Source organism: Psychrobacter piscatorii (assembly GCF_904846415.1).
GTDB classification, from domain to species: domain Bacteria; phylum Pseudomonadota; class Gammaproteobacteria; order Pseudomonadales; family Moraxellaceae; genus Psychrobacter; species Psychrobacter piscatorii.
In genome coordinates, this window is sequence record NZ_CAJHAR010000008.1 from 84,684 (window position 1) to 106,123 (window position 21,440).

Consider the following 21,440-nt stretch of genomic DNA (forward strand, 5'->3'; position numbering starts at 1 on the left):
CCAGACAACTATTTAACAAAGATAAGCATGTGACTTTATCAATGAGCCTTGCAATTTTATCTGTGGACACCATTTATCTAGACATGAACCACGAACTTGACTTTACAAGTCTGGGGAAAGAGGAAAAATATATGAGTGAACATAAAATAACCCAAGACAATATCGACATTGATGTCGACGTTTCAACGCCTACTGCAGAAAATAACGAGGCAGATACCTCGTCTAATGATGCGCTAGAGACAGCGTCAACTGATGTCAAAAACACTGATCTTGATAATACTGACTCTAATAACAAAGACGTAAACGACAACCAAGACGAAAGCTATTTGCCACTCTTGGCATTGCGAGACGTCGTCGTTTATCCACACATGCAGATCGCCTTGTTTGTGGGACGTGCGCCATCGGTGAAAGCCGTTGAGCTGGCACAGGCTGAGTATGGCAACAAAGTACTGGTCGTCGCGCAAAAAGACTCATTGACCGAAGATATTGATCAAGACAACTTGTATCAATACGGTACGGTGTGCCGCATCGTCAGCACCATGCCGCACGATAGCGATGAGAACTGCATCAAAGTACTCATCGAAGGTCAATATCGCGCCCGTGTCGATAACATCGAAAGTCATGATGACTTATTGATGGCGAGATTTGAGCGTGCTGATCTTGATGTCACCATGGATGAGAGCCAGCAAAAAAACACCATTCAGGCGTTGACCACCCTGTTTGAAGGCTATGCGGATGCGCGTCTGCGTAATGCCCGTGAGCTGACCCGCGTGGCGAAGCGTATCGATGATTTGCTTGAGCTTGTGTACTTTATCTCAACTCGCGTCTCGATGGACCTTGATATCAAGCAGTCGTTCTTAGAAGAAAACGATGTCAAAACGCACATCAACACCTTGACGGAATATCTGGTCAAGCAAAGTGCTGAGCAAAATATCGAACAAGATATCCAAGATGCCGTTCGTCAGCAAATGGAAGACAATCAGCGCGAATACTTCTTGAATGAGAAGATGAAAGCCATCAAAAATGAGCTGTCAGATATGAATGACGGCGCGTTCGATGGTGAAGATGATGTGGCTGAGCTAGAGCAGCGTCTCGAAGATGCTGACCTGCCAGACGATGTGCGCAAAAAAGCTGAGCAAGAGTTTAAAAAGCTCAAAATGATGCCGCCTGCATCAAGCGAATCGTCAGTCGTGCGCAATTATATTGAATGGATTTTGGACACACCGTGGAATGCGACGACTAAAGTCTCGATCAATTTAGACAAAGCCAAAACCACACTTGACGAAGATCATTACGGTCTAAAAGATGTGAAAGACCGCATCTTAGAATATCTCGCCGTACAATCACGCGTGAAAAAACTACGTGGCCCGATTCTTTGTCTCGTCGGTCCTCCAGGTGTGGGTAAAACCTCACTGGGTGAATCGATTGCCCGTGCAACGGGTCGTAAGTTTGTGCGTATGGCGCTTGGCGGCGTACGTGATGAAGCAGAAATTCGTGGTCATCGCCGTACCTATATCGGTGCGATGCCAGGCAAAATCGTGCAATCGCTTGCGAAAGTAGAAGTGAAAAACCCATTATTCTTATTAGATGAAATCGATAAGATGGCGCAAGACTTCCGCGGTGATCCAGCATCAGCATTGCTCGAAGTATTGGACCCTTCACAGAACGATACCTTTAACGACCATTATTTAGATATGGACTTAGACTTGTCGCAAGTGATGTTCATCTGTACGGCTAACAGCATGGATATTCCGCCTGCGCTACTTGATCGTATGGAAGTCATTCGCTTGCCGGGTTATACCGAAGAAGAAAAGGTCAATATCGCACAGAAGTACCTCGTGCCAAAAGCCATTAAGAATAACGGTCTCAAAGAAGGCGAGATTGAGATTGTTGAAGCGGCACTACACAGTATCGTGCGTAGCTATACCCGTGAAGCGGGTGTGCGTAACCTTGAACGTGAAGTCAATAAAATCTGCCGTAAGGTGGTTCGCGGTTCGGTTGAAAACCATGGCGCCCGCGCTCCGAAAAAAGCGGAACGTCAGCTAGTGACCGTCGATGACAAAAATATCGATGACTATCTAGGTGTGCATCAGTATGACTACGGTCTGGCTGAAGAAGAGCCTGAGATTGGTCGTATCACCGGTCTTGCGTGGACACAGGTCGGTGGTGAGCTGTTGACCATTGAAGCGGTCGGTATGAAAGGTAAAGGTGAGCTGAGCTTTACTGGTTCACTCGGCGATGTGATGAAAGAATCGATTCGTGCGGCGATGAGTGTGGTTCGTGCTCGCGGTGATAGCTTAGGTATTGACTATGAGACGATCAAAACCACAGATATTCATGTCCATATGCCAGAAGGCGCGACGCCAAAAGACGGCCCCTCTGCTGGTGGCGCACTGACGACAGCACTTGTATCTGCATTGACGGGTATTGCCATTCGTCCAGATATCGCGATGACAGGTGAGATTACCTTGCGTGGTAAAATCCTACGTATCGGTGGTCTTAAAGAGAAGTTGCTTGCGGCGCATCGTGGTGGCATCAAGCATGTCTTGATCCCAGCGACCAATGAGCGTGATTTGGCCGATATCCCTGATAACGTCAAAGAAGGCTTGACCATTCAACCAGTTGCGACGATTGAAGAGATTTTAAAGGTTGCTCTGGTAGATATGCCAAAGCCGCTTAAGCCTGCAAAAGTGACGGTTGATAAAACGGCAGGCAAAGCGCTACACAACTAATTGCGTATTCGTTAGTCAAATTCCTAAAAAATAAGAGCCGCTCATCACGATGATGGGCGGCTTTTTTTTGGCAATAATAAACAACAATCTCGCTAACATACTATGATATATTTCAAACAAATGTTTATTTTTTGGAAAGTTATAATGTCAAATAATTTACGGATGCCTTTAGCGATAATAAGCGCATTATTACCTCTCGCCCTACTAGGCTGCCAAACCAACAGCCTCAATCATTCAGCGCAAACCAATACCGTCATTGACGATAAAAACTGGTCAGCGACCACGCTCGAATCCAGACTGTTTCAAACTGCCACAAAATATGATTGGCAATTGACCCACGTCAGTGATGATAAAGGCAGTCTCATACGCCTCGACCTTCAGCCACCATTAACTATGGATGTTCGCCCAGACCTATTAACCTTCGATGATGGCTGTTACCGATACCTCGTGTCCTTTAATATGTGGTTGCCCTTACCTTATCCTTATACAGATGCGTCATTACAAGACACAGCTAAATCACCAATCACGGCTGCTGACTGCACTACAATATATCAAGCAACGACCCAAGACTGGCGCGGTAATACACTCATCCCTAGCGATACAGCACATATATTAAACACGACTTTTGGGCCTTATGCAGGAACGCATTTTACATTTGCCCCCGCGCTGCCTCAGTCAGTACGTGCTACCAAAACCTTAGAAAAACAGCTGGCTTTAAAGACGGATAAGGACAAAACCCTAATCTTTTCGGGCACGCCCAAGCCTGAACATCCTATAACTGGCATACCGCTTACCAATGAGTTATTAGAGGGCTATCGTTGGCAACTGTTACAAGTGACGGACCAAACAGGCGCAGTCATGAGCGAATTTACGCAAACAGAAAAGCCCATTACGCTTTCCTATGGTTTGAATAACTATAGTGGCGATGAAAATGACGAAAAAAATGGCTTTCAGTCAGGTGTATATGGTCAAAGCTTTGGTATTTCTGTTGGCTGCAATGGTGTTGGTGGAGCTTACGCCCTCTCTTTCAATCAAAGTTTACTCACTGGCAGCTTTCCTTCTACTATGATGAGCTGTGGCGATTCTCTTGATGATATTGAATCACGGCTTGGACGTATGATGACCCATAGTAAGAGTCGACTGATCTTAATGCACGCGGATAATAAGGCAAAGGCAACTATAGAGCAGTCAGAGCAAAACTACTTACTCACCCAAACGCTAGATTCTGGCGAGACGTTGGTTTGGAAAAATAAGCCAAAGAAAATGCTTTAATGTACTTTCAAACCCATACGTTACTTACATTTATTAACCGATTGTTGCGCATTTGATGAATAACTATAGGGTTTGCTTGGCTATACTGACGGTGATGTTAACGAATATCGATACGAGCTTTAACAGAACAATAAATACAGATATTTGTGACTTTAATCACGTTCTAAATAACGAATAAAACAACTGGAGATAATAATGAATAAGACAATGCTTGCAAGTGCCCTACTATGTGGTTCAGCGTTAGCGATGACTGGCTGTCAAACTGTCGAAAGCCAAATGCAAACAGGCAACCCTTTGTCTCAGCCTACTTTGAAATCAACTATTAAAGCAGTCAGCGGTGATAAGAACGAAGTCGGACAGATGTTTCTACGTCCTGTCGACGGCGGCGTACAGGTCTATGGTAAGCTGATGAATCTACAGCCGGGCCAAACAGTGGCGCTGCATATTCATGAGACAGGCAGCTGTGCTGACATGGGTAAAGCGGCAGGTGGTCACTTTAACCCTGACAACAAACCACACTCTAATCCAGATGACATGAATGGCCATGCGGGCGACCTGCCTAACCTAACAGCTAATGAAGATGGTGTCGCTACCATCAACTATGTGAACAAAAAAATCACTGCTGATGAAGCTGGTAAATATAGCGTCAATCGCTTAGCCTTTATCGTACATGCAGGCGCAGATGATTACACTAGCCAGCCTTCAGGCGCATCAGGCGATCGCGTTGCTTGTGGTATTATCGAAAAGAATTAATAGCGTCTACACTTAGCTATTATTGATAGCACAAAAAAACCTCTTAGCATCTAAGAGGTTTTTTTATGGTCGATAGAAAAGTTGTTACTCTTCTACCCACTCGCCTTTACGCCAGTACACACCCCAACGTGTGGCCTTACCATTCTTTTCAGAGCCGATGTACTGCTCTTTTTTCTTACGCGACCAGCGCAAGATGGTTGGGTTACCCTCAGGATCTTCATCGGGTCCTGCAAACAGATACTGGAACTTGTCTTCCATCTTGTCTTTAATTTCTCGTAGCTCAGCGAGTTTCGGTGGACGCGTTTCTCTAACCTTTGGAAACTTAGAGGCCGCGAGGAACATACCAGCCGCGCCTTCACGCAAAATAAAGTAATCATCATGTTTGGTCGACTTTAGCTCCGGTAGATGGATTGGATCCATACGCGGCGGTGCTGCTTCGCCTGTTTTGAGTACCTTACGAGTGTTATCGCAGTTTTGACAAGCAAAGTATGGGCCAAAGCGCCCTGTCTTTAGCTCCATTTGCCCGTCGCATTTATTGCAATCAATGGTTGGTGCATCTGAGCCCGGTACTTCAAATTTACCTTCTTCTAGAATATAACCATCGCAATCAGGGTTGTTACCGCAAATGTGTAGTTTGAGACCACCATCTACGATATAACCATTCATCGCGGTGCCACATTTCGGACAGCGTTTTTTCTCCATCAAATCTTTGACTTCTGCCGCTTCATCATCACCTTCTGCATCATCTAGATTTGCGAATGCTTCGACTGGCATTAAATTTTTGGTGCCTTTACAGCGTTCTTTTGGTGGCAAGTTGTAGCCAGTACAGCCTAAGAATACCCCTGTTGAGCCAGTACGCAGCTGCATCGGACGATCACAAATATCGCAATGCACATCTGGCACATCGGTTGGATCATTCGGACGCATACCATCTTTGCCTTTGGCATGCTCAAGGGTGGTTTTGAACTCACCATAGAAATTATCGAGCACGTCTTTCCAGTCTTGCTCACCTTCTGCCACATGATCGAGCTTGTCTTCAAGCGCAGCAGTAAAGGTATAATCCATCAAGTCTGGGAAGCTGGCCGTCAATCTATCGGTGACGATATCACCCATTTTTTCGGCAAACAGTCGCTTATTCTCAAGCTTCACATAACCACGATCTTGAATCGTTGAGATAATTGAGGCATAAGTCGATGGACGACCGATACCTTTTTTCTCAAGCTCTTTGACTAGGCTTGCTTCAGTATAGCGAGGCGCAGGCTTAGTAAAGTGCTGACTTGGATCAAGCTTGTCTAAGTTTAACTTATCGCCTTTTTTGACATCAGGTAGTAAGGTATCGTCAGTCTTGGCTGGTGGCATCACTTTTGTATAGCCATCAAACACCATGGTGCGACCGCGTGCTTTTAGCTCGATATCGCTTGCACCGACAAACAGGTTCACTGATAAATATTTGGCAGGCAACATCTGACATGCCACAAACTGACGCCAGATTAGCTCGTATAAGCGAATAGCATCACGCTCCACGCCTTTGAGCTGCGTTGATTTCATATTGACATTAGAGGGACGAATCGCTTCATGCGCCTCTTGTGCGCCTTGTTTATTACCATAGAAATTTGGCTTTTCTGGCACGTATTTTGCGCCATAGCTGTCTTCGATATGACCTCGAACAGCAGCAAGAGCATCACCCGACAAGAACGTTGAGTCGGTACGCATATAAGTAATATGACCCGCTTCGTATAGACGCTGCGCCAAAATCATGGTTTTCTTAACAGAGAACCCTAAGCGCGTACTAGCGGCCTGTTGCAAAGTCGAAGTAATAAAGGGCGCACTTGGGCGTGATTGCGTTGGTTTCTCTTCACGCTCTTTGACGATAAAATCGCTTGCTTTGAGTATCTCTAAAACTTTATCGGTCTGCTCTTTATTGCCGAGCTTTAGCGTTTTGCCGCCTTGCTTGGTCGCCTCTAAACGGATACCGATTTGCTCCGCATCTGAGGCTTTTTTGGCTTTACCATTATCAATGTGCGTGTCTGCATGGATTTGCCAGTACTCTTCTGGAATGAACGCGCGAATTTCATGCTCACGCTCAACAACCAAACGCATGGCGACCGACTGTACGCGGCCAGCTGATAGTCCGCGAGCAATCTTTTGCCATAATAGCGGCGATACCATAAAGCCAACGACACGGTCCAAGAACCTGCGCGCTTGCTGAGCATTGACACGATCGATATCGAGCTTTGATGGTTGTTTAAAGGCGCTTTGGATGGCTGATTTGGTAATCTCGTTAAAGACCACACGCTGGTATTTGCTATCAGGCCCACCGATGACTTCTTTTAGATGCCAAGCGATCGCTTCCCCTTCTCTATCCATATCCGTTGCCAGATAGATTTTGTCAGCGTCTTTGGCTAATGCTTTAAGCTCTTTGATGACCTTGGTCTTATTCGGCAGTACTTCATAGACGGCCGCCCAATCATGCTCTGGATCTACGCCCATACGGCGTACCAGTGCTTGCTGTGCTTTTTCTTCTTTGGTCAGACTGTCATCTTTTTTAGCGGTCGTTGCTTTCTTTGCGCTTTTGCTCGCACTGACCGGCAAATCACGGACGTGACCGATACTTGAGCGTACGATAAAGTCATCGCCAAGATATTTATTAATCGTTTTTGCCTTGGCTGGTGATTCTACAATCACCAAAGACTTGCCCTTTGGGCTGTCAGCAGCTGGTGCTGCGGCTTTTTTGGTTGTGGTTTTTGCCATATTCGACGACACCATAATATAGGTAAATTAAAAAATATAAGTAAACTAAAAGTGAAATTACAGTCAGCAGTAAAGGGATTTATAATAATAATGGCTGCTGATAAAAAAGGTTATAAAACAAATTATAACCATAAAATAAAGATATAGTTATAAAGACGTTACACTGCTAAGCGTTAAACTGTCAACTTTAAATAAATTGAATATGAAAAACTGCTTGCATATCGCCCTTTAATGGAGACAAAAAAGCGCTTTACTAGCCTTTCACGTCTTTTTGCATTTGTATCGCCCACTTCTCAAGGTTTGTTTTGAGCACTAACAGATCTGCCTCAATCCGTTGCTGATGATACGTGGGATTAGAGTTTGGGCGCACGTAAGCTATGTCTTCCCAATAGATGATAATGCTATTTGCCTTGGTCATCAGCCCTTTAACAAACGGCTCAATGCTCACTGGTAGCTCTAATGGCGCTTTGTCCAAGCTAAAATCGGTTTTTTTCACCGTCACATTATTGCTGCTTTGCGTAGAGCGAATAGCGCTTGGAATATGGAGTGTTTTCGCATCATCACTGGTATCAACGAAACTGCTATCTGGTCGCCATTGTCCATCGATCACTTGGTAACGTGTATGCGGCAGTTTGGTCTCTTCTAATATCAGACAATATTGCCCAAGCATACCGCGGCCATATTCATTATCACGACCCTTGATCCAATCAGGGCAAGCAACGAGCTTTGGATTAAGCTGCAAACGGCGCGCGGTCATACGCAGCTTCTCTAAACGCTGATCAATACCATTCGGTTTGAGCGCCATCATACTCCCTAAGACGAATAGTACGATGATAACGCCAATCACTGTTCCCATGATGCTCTGGCCTTTTTACTAAATAAAAATGATGCTAAACAATATCAATATAACTACTACGGCTGATAACCGCTGTCTACGCTAACAGCAAAAATGACGGTTTTATAAATAACTACTGTATAAATAGTTAGCGTGAATTGGCTGCTACTCACATGACAGATAACGATATAGCAAGACTTATAATGAGCTCGAACCCGCAAAAATCAAGCACTGCCACTCAACTACTACTCAAAAACTGGCCGTATGGCTCACTCTTTATTTGTTAGTTATACTGTTAAATCAGACATTTAGCGTACCTAATCATAAGTAGCATAGCCACATACAAAAACCAGATACAAAAAGTGGTCGGCGTAAAAAAGTGCTATGATAAACCATAATTTTAAACGCGCGCAGGTTTATTATGAATTATCTTATTAAATCAAACTCATTAAGCGCTTATCACGTGAGCAAGCTGACAGGTAAAATCCTGAGCAAAACTGGCATGAGCTTATCGCTACTTGGCGCAATTGTGCTAACAATGTCAGGCTGTGCCACCACCCAAAGCCTGACCCCGCAGCAATGTCAAAGCAGCAACTGGCAAGAAGTCGGTTATGCCGATGGTCTACAAGGTCGTTCAGGGGCTTACTTCGGGCACTATACCAACAGCTGCGCCAGTGTCGGCGGTGCTAGTCCTAACCGCATACAGTGGGAGCAAGGACGACAGCAAGGTCTCAAAAACTACTGTACCGAGCTGAATGCTTATAAGCTCGGTCGCGAAGGCTATGACTGGCAGCCAGTCTGTCCATTAGAGGGCATTGAGAAATTAGAGGAAGCTTACTCTCAAGGACGCTACTATTATATCCGTCAGCGCGATCTAGACTACTTGCGCTCGCCTTATCCATTTGGTTATGGACATCTGGGCTTTGGCTACCGTCCATTTGGGTATGGCTGGTAAAAAGAAAACCTCAGTGATGACTTAATTTGAGGTTTAAGTCGTCACTGAGGTCGGAGAAAAGCTTATTATTTTAATCGTTCTTATTATTGTTATGGTGCTCGTTCTATTCATTGGCTTGTTGATTTATATCGCCAATTTTTTACTGTAACGGACGTTGCATTTCGCTACTTATTACTACTTACTACCATTTATCGCTACCATTATTCATTGACAAAAGCAATCTTGGTAAGTCCCGCTTGACTGGCAGCCGCCAAGACCTGAGCGACCGTATCATACTTACCTTCTTTATCGGCGCGCAGTTGTACTGAAGGATCTTTGCCGCTTGCGCCTTGCTCTTGCAGACGCACCTCTAGCGCTTCCATACTGATGGGATCGCTATCCCAAAATATGCCCGCGTCTTTATCAATACTGATTTGAATGGCTTCTGGCGGGGTTTGGTTGACCTCAGCACTGGTCTTTGGCAAATCTAAAGGAACCGTCGGATTCAGCACGGTCGCTGTCAATAAAAAGATAATCATCAATACCAGCATGATATCGATAAGCGGAATGAGGTTCATCTCATTCATACCTTGAACGTCATCATCACCCAGTTGAAATGCCATAATTATTCTCAATACTTGTGTTTATTGTCATGCCGCCAAGAGGTGCTTTTTTATTCTGCTACAGAGCTGCTGTAGTGGCGCGTTTGCTGCGCGTCTACTGCTGCATCGATAGTATTTGAGCGATTGCTTTTGGCCGCCTGCACCGATGTTGCGCCCGCTTTTGGGCTAGTAGACGATGGCACAGTTTCAGCAGGCTCAGCAGACCTGGACAACAGATCATGTGCTCTATCATTGGCTTGATACATCACACGGCGATTGATACGTACTGCTAGGTTATAAAACACGACGGCTGGAATCGCTACTGCAATGCCAAGACCTGTCATAATCAGTGCCTCACCAACGGGGCCTGCCACTTGTCCCAATCCTGCCTGTCCACTCATACCGATATTATGCAGCGCGTGGAAAATACCCCATACCGTACCAAATAAGCCGATAAATGGCGCAATCGCGGCCGTCGTTCCAAGAATAGGTAAGCCACGCTCGCTCGCAAAACGGTAGCGTCCTATGTGCTTGAGTAATGTTTGCTCGGTGACCAAACGACGAGCGGCAGCATCAGAGCCAACCAAATCGGCCTGCTTTGCTTGTAGCTGTTGACTCAAATCATCTGCCACACTGGTCGCCAGTTTGCGACTTTGCAATACGCGGACGATACCTGTCACCCAAGAGAGAATAGATAACGCAAGTAACAAAAAGAACAACGTCTTTGTCACCATGTCGCTGATCTGCCAGTATTGCATAAAGTCCATGTCAGACTCCTTAATGTTTGATGCCATCACATGCTACTAAAGTGAGTATCATGCCTTGTCTTATTATGAAAGATTATCAATAAATACGTTGTTATAAAATATAAATGCTTAAGGAACCGCATAGCTGATCGGCAATGTCACATTACCTACCACTGGTGCGCCATTCTTGGTAAAGGGTTTGAACTTGCCAGAGCGTACTTGACGCTGGGCTTCTTTATCCAGCAAAGTATTGCCTGAAGACTGCGCCAATCGCACGCTATCGATACCACCTTGTTTATTGACGCGCAGTACTAATACCACGTTGAGCGTATCACCTGAACGCGCTCTACGTGCCGCACGATCAGGAAAGCTAAATCTTGGTGCAGATGCCCAATTAGCAGCACTCGCAGTAAAGCTCACAGGCTCATTACTCTGTGCTCGAGCAGCAGCTTCCGCAGCAGCCTCAGCGGCTTCTCTAGCGGCTTGTGCTTGGGCGGCAGCTTCTGCTTCTCTAGCAGCTTTGGCTTGTGCCGCAGCCTTAGCATCCGCGACTCTTTTAGCTTCTTGCGCCGCTCTGTCTTGTGCTTCTTGAGCGGCTTTTTTGGCTCGGGCAGCAGCCTCTTTGCGCTGTTCATCAGCAGCCGATGTATCGACTATCGGTTCTGGGCTTGTCTTTTTTGGTACTACTTCTTTTGGTACAGGCTTTTGACTACTGTCAATAGATGTTTTTTCTGTTGCAATGATCGGCGGTGTTTCAGATACTTTTTTTACCACAGGCTTCGCTGGTTCTATAGGTGTCTCGACACGCTTCTTAGGCGGCGGCTCTGCTTTCGGCTTTTGTACAGGCTCAGGTTGCACTTCTTTTTTGACGGTGACCTTTTTGACCTGCTGCACGGGTTCTTTCGTTTCTGCTATAGGCGCTGCGCTTTTGGCAGGTAGCGTAACGAGCTCTATTTCGACCGGCGGTATGTCTTGTTTTGGCTCAGGCTGTAGTTTGGGCGCTTTTATGCTCACCAATGCGACTGCTGTTAGCACATGCAGCCCTACTACTACTAGAATAGAGAGTAGGATCGATCTGATTGGTGGGGCCTCTAAATCCGTTGAACTCATAACAGCCTAATATTTATTGTCCGGGATGGAATGGCGTAGATAATAATGCAAACGATAATTATTATCAATAATAATTTACAATATTTCTTTGTTTGCCAACTTTTTTAAGCTTCTTTTGCTTAGCTTATTTGATTGACTAATACCTCTATTTTAAGACATGTGGCTTATCTACCGACCATCTTTAGGAAAAAGCACTAACTGTTCAATGATACAAATACTGACTCATCTTGTAGACAATTATTTATAGATAGTCATCTATTGCTAATAAAAACCATTATCATTTATATTGATAATGAGTCTCAACTACTTTATCATAGCGGCTGTTCTGTCTAGCAGTCCTATTTTAAAAAATGATTTATATAAGCATATTCAAACGATAAAAACGCCTAACCTATAAGAACAAGGTTAGCAGGCAGAACCGATGAGATTTCTATCAGCCTATCTCAAATTTATTCAAAAACATGCTTGATAACTCTCGTCATTCTCCTATTTTTTATTGTCCTACATATGCAATTAGATTGTTAAAAGATTGCCTAAATACACGATATACCGAGTCTATTATGTCTACTACTTCATTATCAAATCGCTCTACCAGTCCTTTTTTTAAGCGTCCATTATTGGCTACTATGATGGCAGCTTTAATCGCTGCTATCAGTGTGACAGGCTGTAGCTCACCTGAGTCTGACGCCTCTGAATCAGCTGATACTACAGCTACCAATCAAACGGCTAATGAGTCTGCAAACGTTGCCAACAACGATGCCGTATCTGCTGAAAAAATCACGGTGAATACGGTTAAGGGTGATGTTGAGCTGGCAATGAGTCCCTCACCGTTAGTGGTGTATGACATGACCTTGATGCAAGACTTGGCGGCACTAGACGTGGCTGTTGACGGCATGCCTGGTAACTTGCGATTAGACAATTTACACTCAGAAACGCAGCCTGAACCAAAAGCGGTCGGTACTGTGTTTGAGCCAGATCTTGAAGCATTAAACGCCATGCAACCACAAGCAATCTTGGTGGGCTCACGCATGGCAGAAAAGTATAACGAGCTGTCAAACATCGCGCCGACGTTGGATATGTCTATCGACACGGCTAATATTTATGAGTCGAGTAAGCAGCGTTTGCATGACTTGGGTGCGCTGTTTGGCAAAAGCGATCAGGCTGCTAGATTGCAACAAGACATAGATACGCTTATCGACGAGACAAAAGGTGTCACCAAAGATAAAGGCACGGGTTTGGTCGTTATGGTCAATGGCAATAAAATGTCAGCATATGGCGACAAATCTCGTTACGGGTTTATCCATACGGTGCTAGATGTGCCAATGGCAGATAAGCAGATTGCCGATGCTCCTCATGGACAGCCGGTCTCTTTTGAATATATCCAAAAAGCCAACCCAGACTGGTTGTTTGTTATCGATCGCAGCGCTGCAATTGGTGAAGACGGTATTGGTGCCAAAGCCGTATTGGACAATCCGCTGGTCGCGCAGACCAATGCGTGGAGCAAGCAGCAAGTGGTTTATCTGAGCCCAGACTCTTACCTAGCGTTTGGTGGCTATTACCAATGGATGCAGGATCTCACAACGATTAAAGATGCTTTTGCTAACGCCAAGTAACTGTGCTTATTGTTGAATAACCGCCCTACTAGGTCGTTGCGCAAGTCACTGCACACAACGCATGCAGCTATTACTACCGTTATCACTGCTCATTTTTAAGCCAATAAAGATTATGTCGTTATTTTCACACCGTGCTCGTGCTAGGCTCAAACCTAGCGCTTCTTTGCCAGTATCAAATTGGCAAGGAAGCGCTAGCCATACTTTAGGCTCGAAATATCGACGTGCCGCCATACCACCATGGTTAATTAACACCGCAAGCCTCATTATCATGGGGCTTTTGGTGCTATTGAGCTTGTCGATTGGCGTAGCAGATTTTTCGTGGTTAGGTATTTTACAAAGTATCATCAGCCATAGCGCCAATGCTGACAGCTCACTACTACTGGTTAGCCGTATCCCGCGTACCGTTGCGATTATTTTGACGGGCATTGCGATGGCAGTGGCTGGAATGATCATACAAGTGGTGCTAAAAAACCGCTTTGTAGAGCCGTCCATGGTCGGTGCTACCCAAAGCGCGGCCCTTGGATTACTGGTAGTCAGTCTGCTATTTCCTGCCAGCGCGCTCATTGTAAAGATGAGCGTGGCGACCATCGCCGCCATGCTGGGCATGATGCTCTTTATGCTACTGATTCATCGTATACCGCCGACGGATTTTTTGATGATTCCGCTGATTGGTATTGTGTTTGGCGGTATTATCGAGGCGGTCACCACGTTTATTGCCTATCAAACCGAGTCACTACAGATGCTGAGCGTGTGGCAGTTTGGTGATTTTTCAGGTGTGTTGGCAGGTCGCTATGAGCTACTGTGGCTGACAGGCGGACTCTGTGTGCTCGCCTATATCATCGCCGACAAGCTCACCATCGTCGGTCTGGGTGACAATATCGCCTTGAACTTGGGTATTAGTAAACGCCAAGTCACGTGGATTGGCGTGGGTATGGTCGCCATGATGAGTGCCGTTGTGGTCGTGACGGTCGGTATGATTCCTTTTATTGGCCTCGTCGTACCAAACATTGTGAGCCGACTGATGGGAGATAAATTGCGTCGCAGCTTGCCCGCAGTCGCGCTACTTGGCGCTTCGGCAGTATTGCTGTGCGATATTATCGGTCGCTCGATTCGCTATCCATTTGAAGTGCCTGTTGCCACCGTCTTTGGCGTGGTCGGTACAGTGCTGTTTTTGTGGCTATTATTGCGCGCGCCAGCTGAGCAATAAGACTAAGCAGTAAAGCTGAATAATAAAACAGCAATCGTTAAGCGATTAACCATTTATTTAATACCGTTCATTTTTTGCTTGAATAGATAAGCTTGGCACCATAGGATTTATTTATGTTCTCATCGACTAAGCTTACTGCCACAAAGGCTCGTTCTACGGAAACTAGTACAGCAATAGACAGCCCATCTTCAGCAAATGGTCAGCATTCAGCTGCTGCCCAAAGTCAGTTGGCAAAATTTTGGGCATGGATAGCTGCGCATCCGAAATCTATTGCAGCCATTATTCTACTGATCTCGATGACCTTGTTTATGACACTCAATGTCAATGGCTATTGGGACTTTGCGTTACCATTACGCGGCAAGAAATTACTGGCACTGATGGTGGTTGGCTATGCGATTGGCGTGTCGACGTTACTGTTTCAGACGTTGACTCATAATCCAATTCTAACGCCCTCCCTACTCGGGTTTGATTCACTCTATGTTCTGTTGCAGAGCTTACTGGTTTTCTTTTTAGGGGCGATTAGTTTTACCAGTCTCGATCCTATTGCCAAATTCACGCTAGAGATTGTCCTGATGTTTGGGGCATCTTTATTATTATTTAAGCTATTATTTTCTAAAAGCAGTCAGGATCTGACACGCTTGATATTGGTGGGCGTTATCTTTGGCGTGTTGTTCCGCAGTTTATCCGCACTCATTGCACGGCTGATTAACCCTGATGATTTTGTGGTCGTACAATCTGCTAGCTACGCACAGTTCAATACCGTCAATCCTCAGCTATTAGGCATTAGCCTATTTATCTGTGTCATCACTGCGGTGTTTGTGTGGCGCTGGCGCTACCAATGCGATGTGTTAATGCTCGGACAAGCCCAAGCCATCAACCTTGGTATCAATTATCAACGTCTGGCATTTGGTCTATTAACCATCATCGCTGTACTGGTCGCCACTGCGACTGCCTTGGTCGGTCCAGTAACCTTTTTTGGTCTATTGGTTTGTGCATTGACCAATCGTATGGCACGCCATATGTATCACACCGAGCGGCTGATATTGGTCAGTTTGGTCGCCATGATTTGTCTGGTACTTGGTCAAACATTCTTTGAGCAAGTGCTGGACATGGCAGGCGTATTGTCCGTCGTAATAGAGCTAGCAGGCGGCCTCGTGTTCTTGGCATTGATATTTATGTCTCAGCGTCGCTCGTTATAACCACTTAGTTGATACTGTTAATAAAGAAAACCCTAAGACTTCTTAAAATAAGACTCGCTATGATTCAACTGAATAATATCTCCCATCATATTGGCAAACAACAGATATTGCATGACATTACGCTATCCTTGCCGACTGCGCAGGTGATCGCGTTGATTGGCCCCAATGGCGCTGGAAAATCGACGCTGTTTTCTGTCATGGCACGCTTGCAACCGTTACAAGCTGGGCAAGTAAGCTTTGCTGTAGATAATGAGGAACGTGATATTGTCAGCTGTCAGGCGCGCACACTGGCCAAGACGGTCGCGATGCTCGGACAAGACAATCATGTACAAGGACGACTGCGCGTGCATGAGCTGCTGATGTTTGGTCGTTACCCTTATCATCAAGGGCAACCAACCGCAGAAGATCAGCAAAAAGTAAAAGAAATCCTCGAGCGCTTTGAGCTGGAGCCACTTGCTGAGCGTTTCTTGTCAACACTATCAGGTGGACAGCGTCAGCGCGTGCTGATCGCGATGATTGTCTGCCAAGACACGCCTTATCTATTGCTCGATGAGCCACTGAACAACCTAGATATGTATCATGCTGGTCGGCTGATGCGTGAGCTACGCCAGCTTAGCCATAATCAGCAAAAAACCGTGGTAATTGTCCTGCATGATATCAACCAAGCGGCACAGTTTGCCGATACAGTGGTTACGATGAAAGCAGGAGAAGTGACGGCGGTTGGTCGCCCTGCTGATGTTATTACTCAAGAAACGATGAAAGATCTGTACAACGTTGATGTCACTGTCCTAAGTCATCAGGGTCGTCCAGTGATTGTTGATACGGTTTAAGTACAGCATTTCGCAAACAACAGAAGAAATTATCGATGCATAAAGCGCTATTAAATAATCGATGGATAAACTACAAAAACCTGTCTCTATTAATTTTAGTGATTAGCTTTTGCCTGTCCATTTATTACGCTTTAAATAAAGAGGTGTCAGATACCTTTTTTTGGTTAGGAATGACTTTATATGTTCTAAGATTAGTGGTTATTCCTATGGATTTTACTCAAGATATTGCTTCAGTAAATTACACAAAAAACTATGACGAAAATAATGGTTGGCATAGGTGGGTCATGCTAGGTGAAAAGTTTGCTTGCTGCATTTTCACTGTTTGCATAGCATACGACATATTTTTATTATTAAAGTGATAACTAGGGTATGGTTTTCATTTAGTAAATAAGGATCTAAATGAAAACACACCCTAAGAATATAAATACATCATCGGCCCTTTTGCAACGCCTTTAAACGCTGCTGTCGGCCTTTCCACCAGAGATACACACCTGTCCCTGATAGCACCGTAACTGCCAGTCCAATCATTGCCAAAAATGCTTGATACAGTCGATGGCTCCAACCTTGACCGATATGTCCCATATGCAGCGTTGACAGCCATTGGTCTACTTTGTTACCAAAACCGCTTTGATAACCGAAATGAACACGCGCAACCTCTCCTGTGGCAGCATCAACCGTAATAGATGACGCGCCGCCGTGTGTACCAATATCTCTGTCTGTTTTGAAACGCATCTGCCATTGCTCGTCCTCTGCAACCCAGCGGATACCCAATAACTGCTGTACAGCCGTGCCATTCTGCCGCGCCGCAATATCGGCTTGGGCACTCAGATAGGCAATGCTATTGCTCTTATTGACTATTTGAGCGGTGGCGTCCGCTGTATTGCGGATATCGTTAACAGTCGTATTTGAGTTTATAGACTTATCTACCCTACCCTGATTTTCTACTGTTTTATTCGGTTCAGGCTTGGTTGGCGGTCGCCCTCTTTCTCTTGGCGTCAGACCGACCACTGCCTGCATGACAGGCTGATAAACGGGTTTTAGATTAAACCCAACGCTCGACCAAGCGATGACAAATAGCATAACCCATAGCCACAGACCAAACGCATGGTGCAAATCATAGTTCAGCTTAAAGGTATTGGTTTTGCGGCGAATTTTCCATGCAGGTAGCCAGCGTTTAAACAGCGAGGCGCGTTTTTTGCTAGAGACTTGTTTTGACTGACTCGATTTGACTGCTCGAGGAAAGGTCAAATAAAAGCCAATAAAACAATTAATCGTCCATACCAATGAGACAATGCCCAAGACCCATTTACCAATATCACCAAGCAATAAGTCGCGATGCAACCAAAACACTTTCCACATGGTGTTGTGCCATGCCCAAGTATCTTTATTCCGTGTGCCGATGATGTCGCCAGTATGAGGGTCAACATAAACCTCATGAAAGGTTGGCTCAGGTGCGTCTGAACTGGCATTACCGCGCCATCTGTCTACAGCAAATACAACCGATTTACCGTCATCAATAGCGGTTGGCATACTAGAAAATGTGTAATCGGGATACGTCGTTATTACTGTGTCATGTAGCGCGGCGATAGATCGTAGCGGCGTGTTTTGCTTCTCGATATAAGCCAGCTTATGATTAAACACATCATCAAGCTCATGATGAAAAGCGAGCAGCACACCCGTGAGACTGGCAATGATTAAAAAGGCTGCCATAGCAAGCCCCGTATAACGGTGAATCCACAAGCAGGCTTGGCGAGGATTGAATGTAATCATGGGTCTTGGTTCTTTATTATATGTTGTTTGGGTAGGTATTTATCAGTTAGCACTTCATTACTGCTATAGCCAATCCAAAAGCCAGTAGGCAATAAAAAGCCAGCTCCCATATACAGACAGCTGACTCTATAAGTACGATTAGACTCAAACCAGATAAGCTATATTAAAACTGATACGTTAAAGACGTTTTGATATTACGTCCCATTTCAAAATCAGTATAGGCATCATCGATAGAGTTGCGCGATGCATGGCTTGCATAAGTCTCATCAAAGATATTGTATACACCTAGCGTGGCTTTTAGACCTTCGATTTGAGTTGGCGCATAAGTCATAAAGATATCATGCACGTCATAGCCTGGTTTTTCGTTGTCATCACCAGCGGTATTCGGTGTCACATCGGCGACATAAGTACTGCGCCAGCCAAGCTCGGTAGTGCTGGTTGGAGCGTAACCAAGATTGACCATGTACTTGTCACCAGACTCTGAGCCACTGCCACTGACAGAAGAGATATTGTAACCCGTATCTTCGCCTTTGCTACGCGCACGAGCATAGCTTAGACCCATGTTGAAGTTATCTGCTCGATAATCGGCTGATAGCTCTACGCCTTTGATCTTAAAATCTTCGTCATTATTAATGACACCTTGGCAGGCTTCAGGGGCAGCACTTGTACCTAGTTGCCCAGTGGTACAATTCATACCAGTTCTACTGCCACCTGCACGTACGAACTCAATATAGTTTTCGATATTGGTTTCAAAGTACTTAGCGCTCAGCTTTAAAGAGTCATCAGCCATGGTCAAACCACGCAGCGTTGTCGCAATACCGACTTCTGCATTGTCACCTTCTTCTGCTTTTAGGTCATTGTTCACATAGGTATCAACACCGTCGGAATTAAAAATCGTTTGGCTAAGATCTGGGCCATTAAATAACTGCGTATAGCTCGCAAATAGCTGGGTACGCGGTGCAATCTCATAACTGGCAGCCAATGCGCCAACGATATTGTCGTAAGTCTTGCCAGCCGATACATACTCTGGAGACTCATAACGGTCATAACGGACACCTGGCGTTAAGCTAAGCTTGCCCATTTGCCATTGGTCTTCCAGATACACTGAAGTATTGGTTGCCTCATCAGTGCTCGCCTTGCCAAAATCGCGCGCCATCTCAGATTCTTTTTTGTAATGCTCAACCCCAGCGATTAACTTATGAACCCCTGGTACGCCGTTGATAATACTGCTATCAACGATACTGGTGTTCTGTATTTTGCCGCCTGTGGTTTTGACTTCCGCATCAAACTCAAACCCAGGTATGCCATCAGAGTTACGCAAAATCTGTGTGCTGGTCTGATATATATTGGCGTCTACATCGACCAACTGGTTGGCAGGACTATAAGCGTAGTCAAGCGCATAGGTATCGCGTTTGACTTCCTGCGGAATGATTGGGTTCCAGCCACCAGCAGGAAAATCTGGACGTAATGGGAACTTGCCTTTGTTTTCGGTACGGCTAAAGCTAGCGCCTACATGATGATCACTACCGACATACGCACCCGCTTTTAATAAGATGTTTTCGCCTTCGCTGTTTTCCGTTTGGATTTTACGACCTTTACCATCTTCACCAGCGTCCGCATCACGTTTGCCATAATAAGCCAGTAAATCAACATTTTCTGTTGGCGCACCATACACAGTAGCTGAGGTTAACAGCTCATCATTGTTGCTAGCATAACCTGTATGCAGCTTAGCACCTACTTTTTGACCAGGCTTAAGTAAATCTGCCGCGTCGACTGTCTCAAAAGCAACGGCACCGCCGATAGCATCATTACCGAGCGTCACTGAGTTATTGCCCACTGACACTTCTGCTTGTTTTAGCAGATCTGGATCAATCGTGACATCACCCATATGGTAGAACAACGCGCCTTCTTGACGTGCGCCATCAATCGTTACTTTTAGATTGGTATCATCAAGACCACGTACACGAATACGTTGGTTGACTGATGAGGTACCGCCTACGCTTACCCCCGGTACGACGTCCAGAAAATCGCTCAGATGGCTTGCTTGAGCCGCTGGCGTATAGTCATCTATATAGACAGAGTCTTCTTGTACACTATCGCGGACAGAGCTATTTGCTGTCACGGTAATCGTTTGCAACGTCGTATTTGGCATATCTGCTGCCGTTGCAGCACTGGCAGCTTGTGCACACAATGCCGCTGCTACACCCATAGATAGCACAGTCAATCTGCTAGATAACTTTACTTCGCGCATAACACATCTACTCACTTTATTTACTGTCAAAAATTAGAATTATTTTTAAAACCTGTCATCGAATAGCCTTTAAATAGCGCCTATCAGACGATTCATTACCTTAAAAACACTCAATCATATCGTGCAAATAACACTATTAATGCTAATGATAATGATTAGCGTTTAAATAAAGAGAGGCATAATAACTAAGTATTAACAATTTGGCAATAATTAATATCATACATTCTCAATTCTAGTACTTAGTACGCCAAGTGAACGCAGCAATACAACGCAGCAACGCTTGGTACTAACTATAAATAGGCTATCGAATATGATAATGACTACGAGTTGAATCTGTATCAGCAAGGCTTAAAATCATCACTTCTATAGCAGCCTGCTATTAACTTAGCTCATCACTTGTATTTCTTGTACTACTGTACTAGAATGCTGATACAAGCCAAAAATATCATGGCTATTCTGACTGTTTTTGATTAAGACGACTGATTATAAGACGATAAATTATGAGTACCGACCCTTATCACAGCTTACTGAGTCATCTGGCAAACTGTACTGATAGCACAGAGATTGAAAAGCTACTCAGTGCCCTGCTGACGGATAAAGAGCAGCACGACATTGCTAACCGTATTCGTATCTTTGACTTGCTTGATCGAGGTATCACGCAGCGTGACATCTCTGAGCAACTAGGCGTTGGTATCGCGACTGTCTCTCGCGGTGCTAGAGCCATGCACAGCCACGATGTAAGTGCATTGCTTGCGACCCATAGAGAACGTGCCTAAACCCTCGATCCCAATACTTTCTACCCTTTTACTCATTACTTTATTAATTGTTGATTGAC

16 protein-coding genes are annotated in these 21,440 nt (G+C 45.1%); 9 read left to right on the forward strand and 7 right to left on the reverse strand.

Features of this window, described 5'->3' with window-relative positions:
• The first annotated feature begins 131 nt into the window (after nt 1-131).
• The 3 genes from lon (at nt 132) to JMX83_RS05585 (ending at nt 4,757) form a co-directional block, all read left to right on the forward strand.
• Nucleotides 132-2,732 carry an endopeptidase La gene (gene lon / locus JMX83_RS05575; protein ID WP_227675747.1) on the forward strand — a complete coding sequence of 867 codons (2,601 nt, stop codon included), beginning with the start codon at nt 132-134 and terminating at the stop codon, nt 2,730-2,732.
• Nucleotides 2,733-2,876: 144 nt separating this feature from the next.
• Nucleotides 2,877-4,004, forward strand: a complete 1,128-nt coding sequence (locus JMX83_RS05580) for an META domain-containing protein (protein ID WP_201599543.1) — start codon at nt 2,877-2,879, stop codon at nt 4,002-4,004.
• A 195-nt stretch (nt 4,005-4,199) separates the two neighbouring features.
• Complete coding sequence (locus JMX83_RS05585) at nt 4,200-4,757, forward strand: superoxide dismutase family protein (protein WP_201599544.1); 558 nt, start codon at nt 4,200-4,202, stop codon at nt 4,755-4,757.
• 84 nt (nt 4,758-4,841) lie between these two features.
• Here JMX83_RS05585 and topA read toward each other — a convergent pair whose 3' ends face one another.
• Nucleotides 4,842-7,508, reverse strand: coding sequence for a type I DNA topoisomerase (gene topA, locus JMX83_RS05590; protein WP_201599545.1), 2,667 nt, complete (start codon nt 7,506-7,508; stop codon nt 4,842-4,844).
• 253 nt (nt 7,509-7,761) lie between these two features.
• Nucleotides 7,762-8,364 (reverse strand): hypothetical protein, encoded by a 603-nt coding sequence (locus JMX83_RS05595; RefSeq protein WP_201599546.1) that lies wholly within the window; start codon nt 8,362-8,364, stop codon nt 7,762-7,764.
• A gap of 400 nt (nt 8,365-8,764) precedes the next feature.
• On the opposite strand from JMX83_RS05595, the gene JMX83_RS05600 reads away from it, so the two are divergent.
• The gene (locus JMX83_RS05600; protein ID WP_227675748.1) at nt 8,765-9,298 is read left to right on the forward strand and encodes a DUF2799 domain-containing protein; all 534 of its coding nucleotides are present in this window, start codon (nt 8,765-8,767) and stop codon (nt 9,296-9,298) included.
• 200 nt (nt 9,299-9,498) lie between these two features.
• On the opposite strand, the gene JMX83_RS05605 is transcribed toward JMX83_RS05600, so the two are convergent.
• The 3 genes from JMX83_RS05605 to JMX83_RS05615 all read right to left on the reverse strand — a co-directional run bounded on the left by JMX83_RS05605 (nt 9,499) and on the right by JMX83_RS05615 (nt 11,735).
• Nucleotides 9,499-9,900: an ExbD/TolR family protein gene (locus tag JMX83_RS05605; RefSeq protein WP_201599547.1), complete on the reverse strand. Its 402-nt coding sequence runs from the start codon at nt 9,898-9,900 to the stop codon at nt 9,499-9,501.
• 50 nt (nt 9,901-9,950) lie between these two features.
• On the reverse strand, nt 9,951-10,646 hold the full coding sequence (locus JMX83_RS05610) for a MotA/TolQ/ExbB proton channel family protein (RefSeq protein WP_201599548.1): 696 nt from the start codon (nt 10,644-10,646) through the stop codon (nt 9,951-9,953).
• A 108-nt stretch (nt 10,647-10,754) separates the two neighbouring features.
• Complete coding sequence (locus tag JMX83_RS05615) at nt 10,755-11,735, reverse strand: energy transducer TonB (protein WP_201599549.1); 981 nt, start codon at nt 11,733-11,735, stop codon at nt 10,755-10,757.
• Nucleotides 11,736-12,295: 560 nt separating this feature from the next.
• Between JMX83_RS05615 and JMX83_RS05620 the strand changes: the two genes are divergently transcribed.
• The 4 genes from JMX83_RS05620 to JMX83_RS05635 all read left to right on the forward strand — a co-directional run bounded on the left by JMX83_RS05620 (nt 12,296) and on the right by JMX83_RS05635 (nt 16,584).
• Nucleotides 12,296-13,348, forward strand: coding sequence for a siderophore ABC transporter substrate-binding protein (locus JMX83_RS05620; protein ID WP_201599550.1), 1,053 nt, complete (start codon nt 12,296-12,298; stop codon nt 13,346-13,348).
• 112 nt (nt 13,349-13,460) lie between these two features.
• Nucleotides 13,461-14,555 carry an ABC transporter permease gene (locus tag JMX83_RS05625; RefSeq protein WP_201599551.1) on the forward strand — a complete coding sequence of 365 codons (1,095 nt, stop codon included), beginning with the start codon at nt 13,461-13,463 and terminating at the stop codon, nt 14,553-14,555.
• Nucleotides 14,556-14,668: 113 nt separating this feature from the next.
• Nucleotides 14,669-15,754: an iron chelate uptake ABC transporter family permease subunit gene (locus tag JMX83_RS05630; protein WP_201599552.1), complete on the forward strand. Its 1,086-nt coding sequence runs from the start codon at nt 14,669-14,671 to the stop codon at nt 15,752-15,754.
• A 59-nt stretch (nt 15,755-15,813) separates the two neighbouring features.
• Nucleotides 15,814-16,584 carry an iron ABC transporter ATP-binding protein gene (locus JMX83_RS05635; RefSeq protein ID WP_201599553.1) on the forward strand — a complete coding sequence of 257 codons (771 nt, stop codon included), beginning with the start codon at nt 15,814-15,816 and terminating at the stop codon, nt 16,582-16,584.
• Between the two features lie 429 nt (nt 16,585-17,013).
• On the opposite strand, the gene JMX83_RS05640 is transcribed toward JMX83_RS05635, so the two are convergent.
• Nucleotides 17,014-18,354 carry a PepSY-associated TM helix domain-containing protein gene (locus JMX83_RS05640; RefSeq protein ID WP_201599554.1) on the reverse strand — a complete coding sequence of 447 codons (1,341 nt, stop codon included), beginning with the start codon at nt 18,352-18,354 and terminating at the stop codon, nt 17,014-17,016.
• A gap of 163 nt (nt 18,355-18,517) precedes the next feature.
• Complete coding sequence (locus tag JMX83_RS05645) at nt 18,518-20,605, reverse strand: TonB-dependent receptor domain-containing protein (protein ID WP_201599555.1); 2,088 nt, start codon at nt 20,603-20,605, stop codon at nt 18,518-18,520.
• A gap of 500 nt (nt 20,606-21,105) precedes the next feature.
• Between JMX83_RS05645 and JMX83_RS05650 the strand changes: the two genes are divergently transcribed.
• The gene (locus JMX83_RS05650; RefSeq protein ID WP_201599556.1) at nt 21,106-21,381 is read left to right on the forward strand and encodes a Trp family transcriptional regulator; all 276 of its coding nucleotides are present in this window, start codon (nt 21,106-21,108) and stop codon (nt 21,379-21,381) included.
• Nucleotides 21,382-21,440 lie beyond the last annotated feature (59 nt).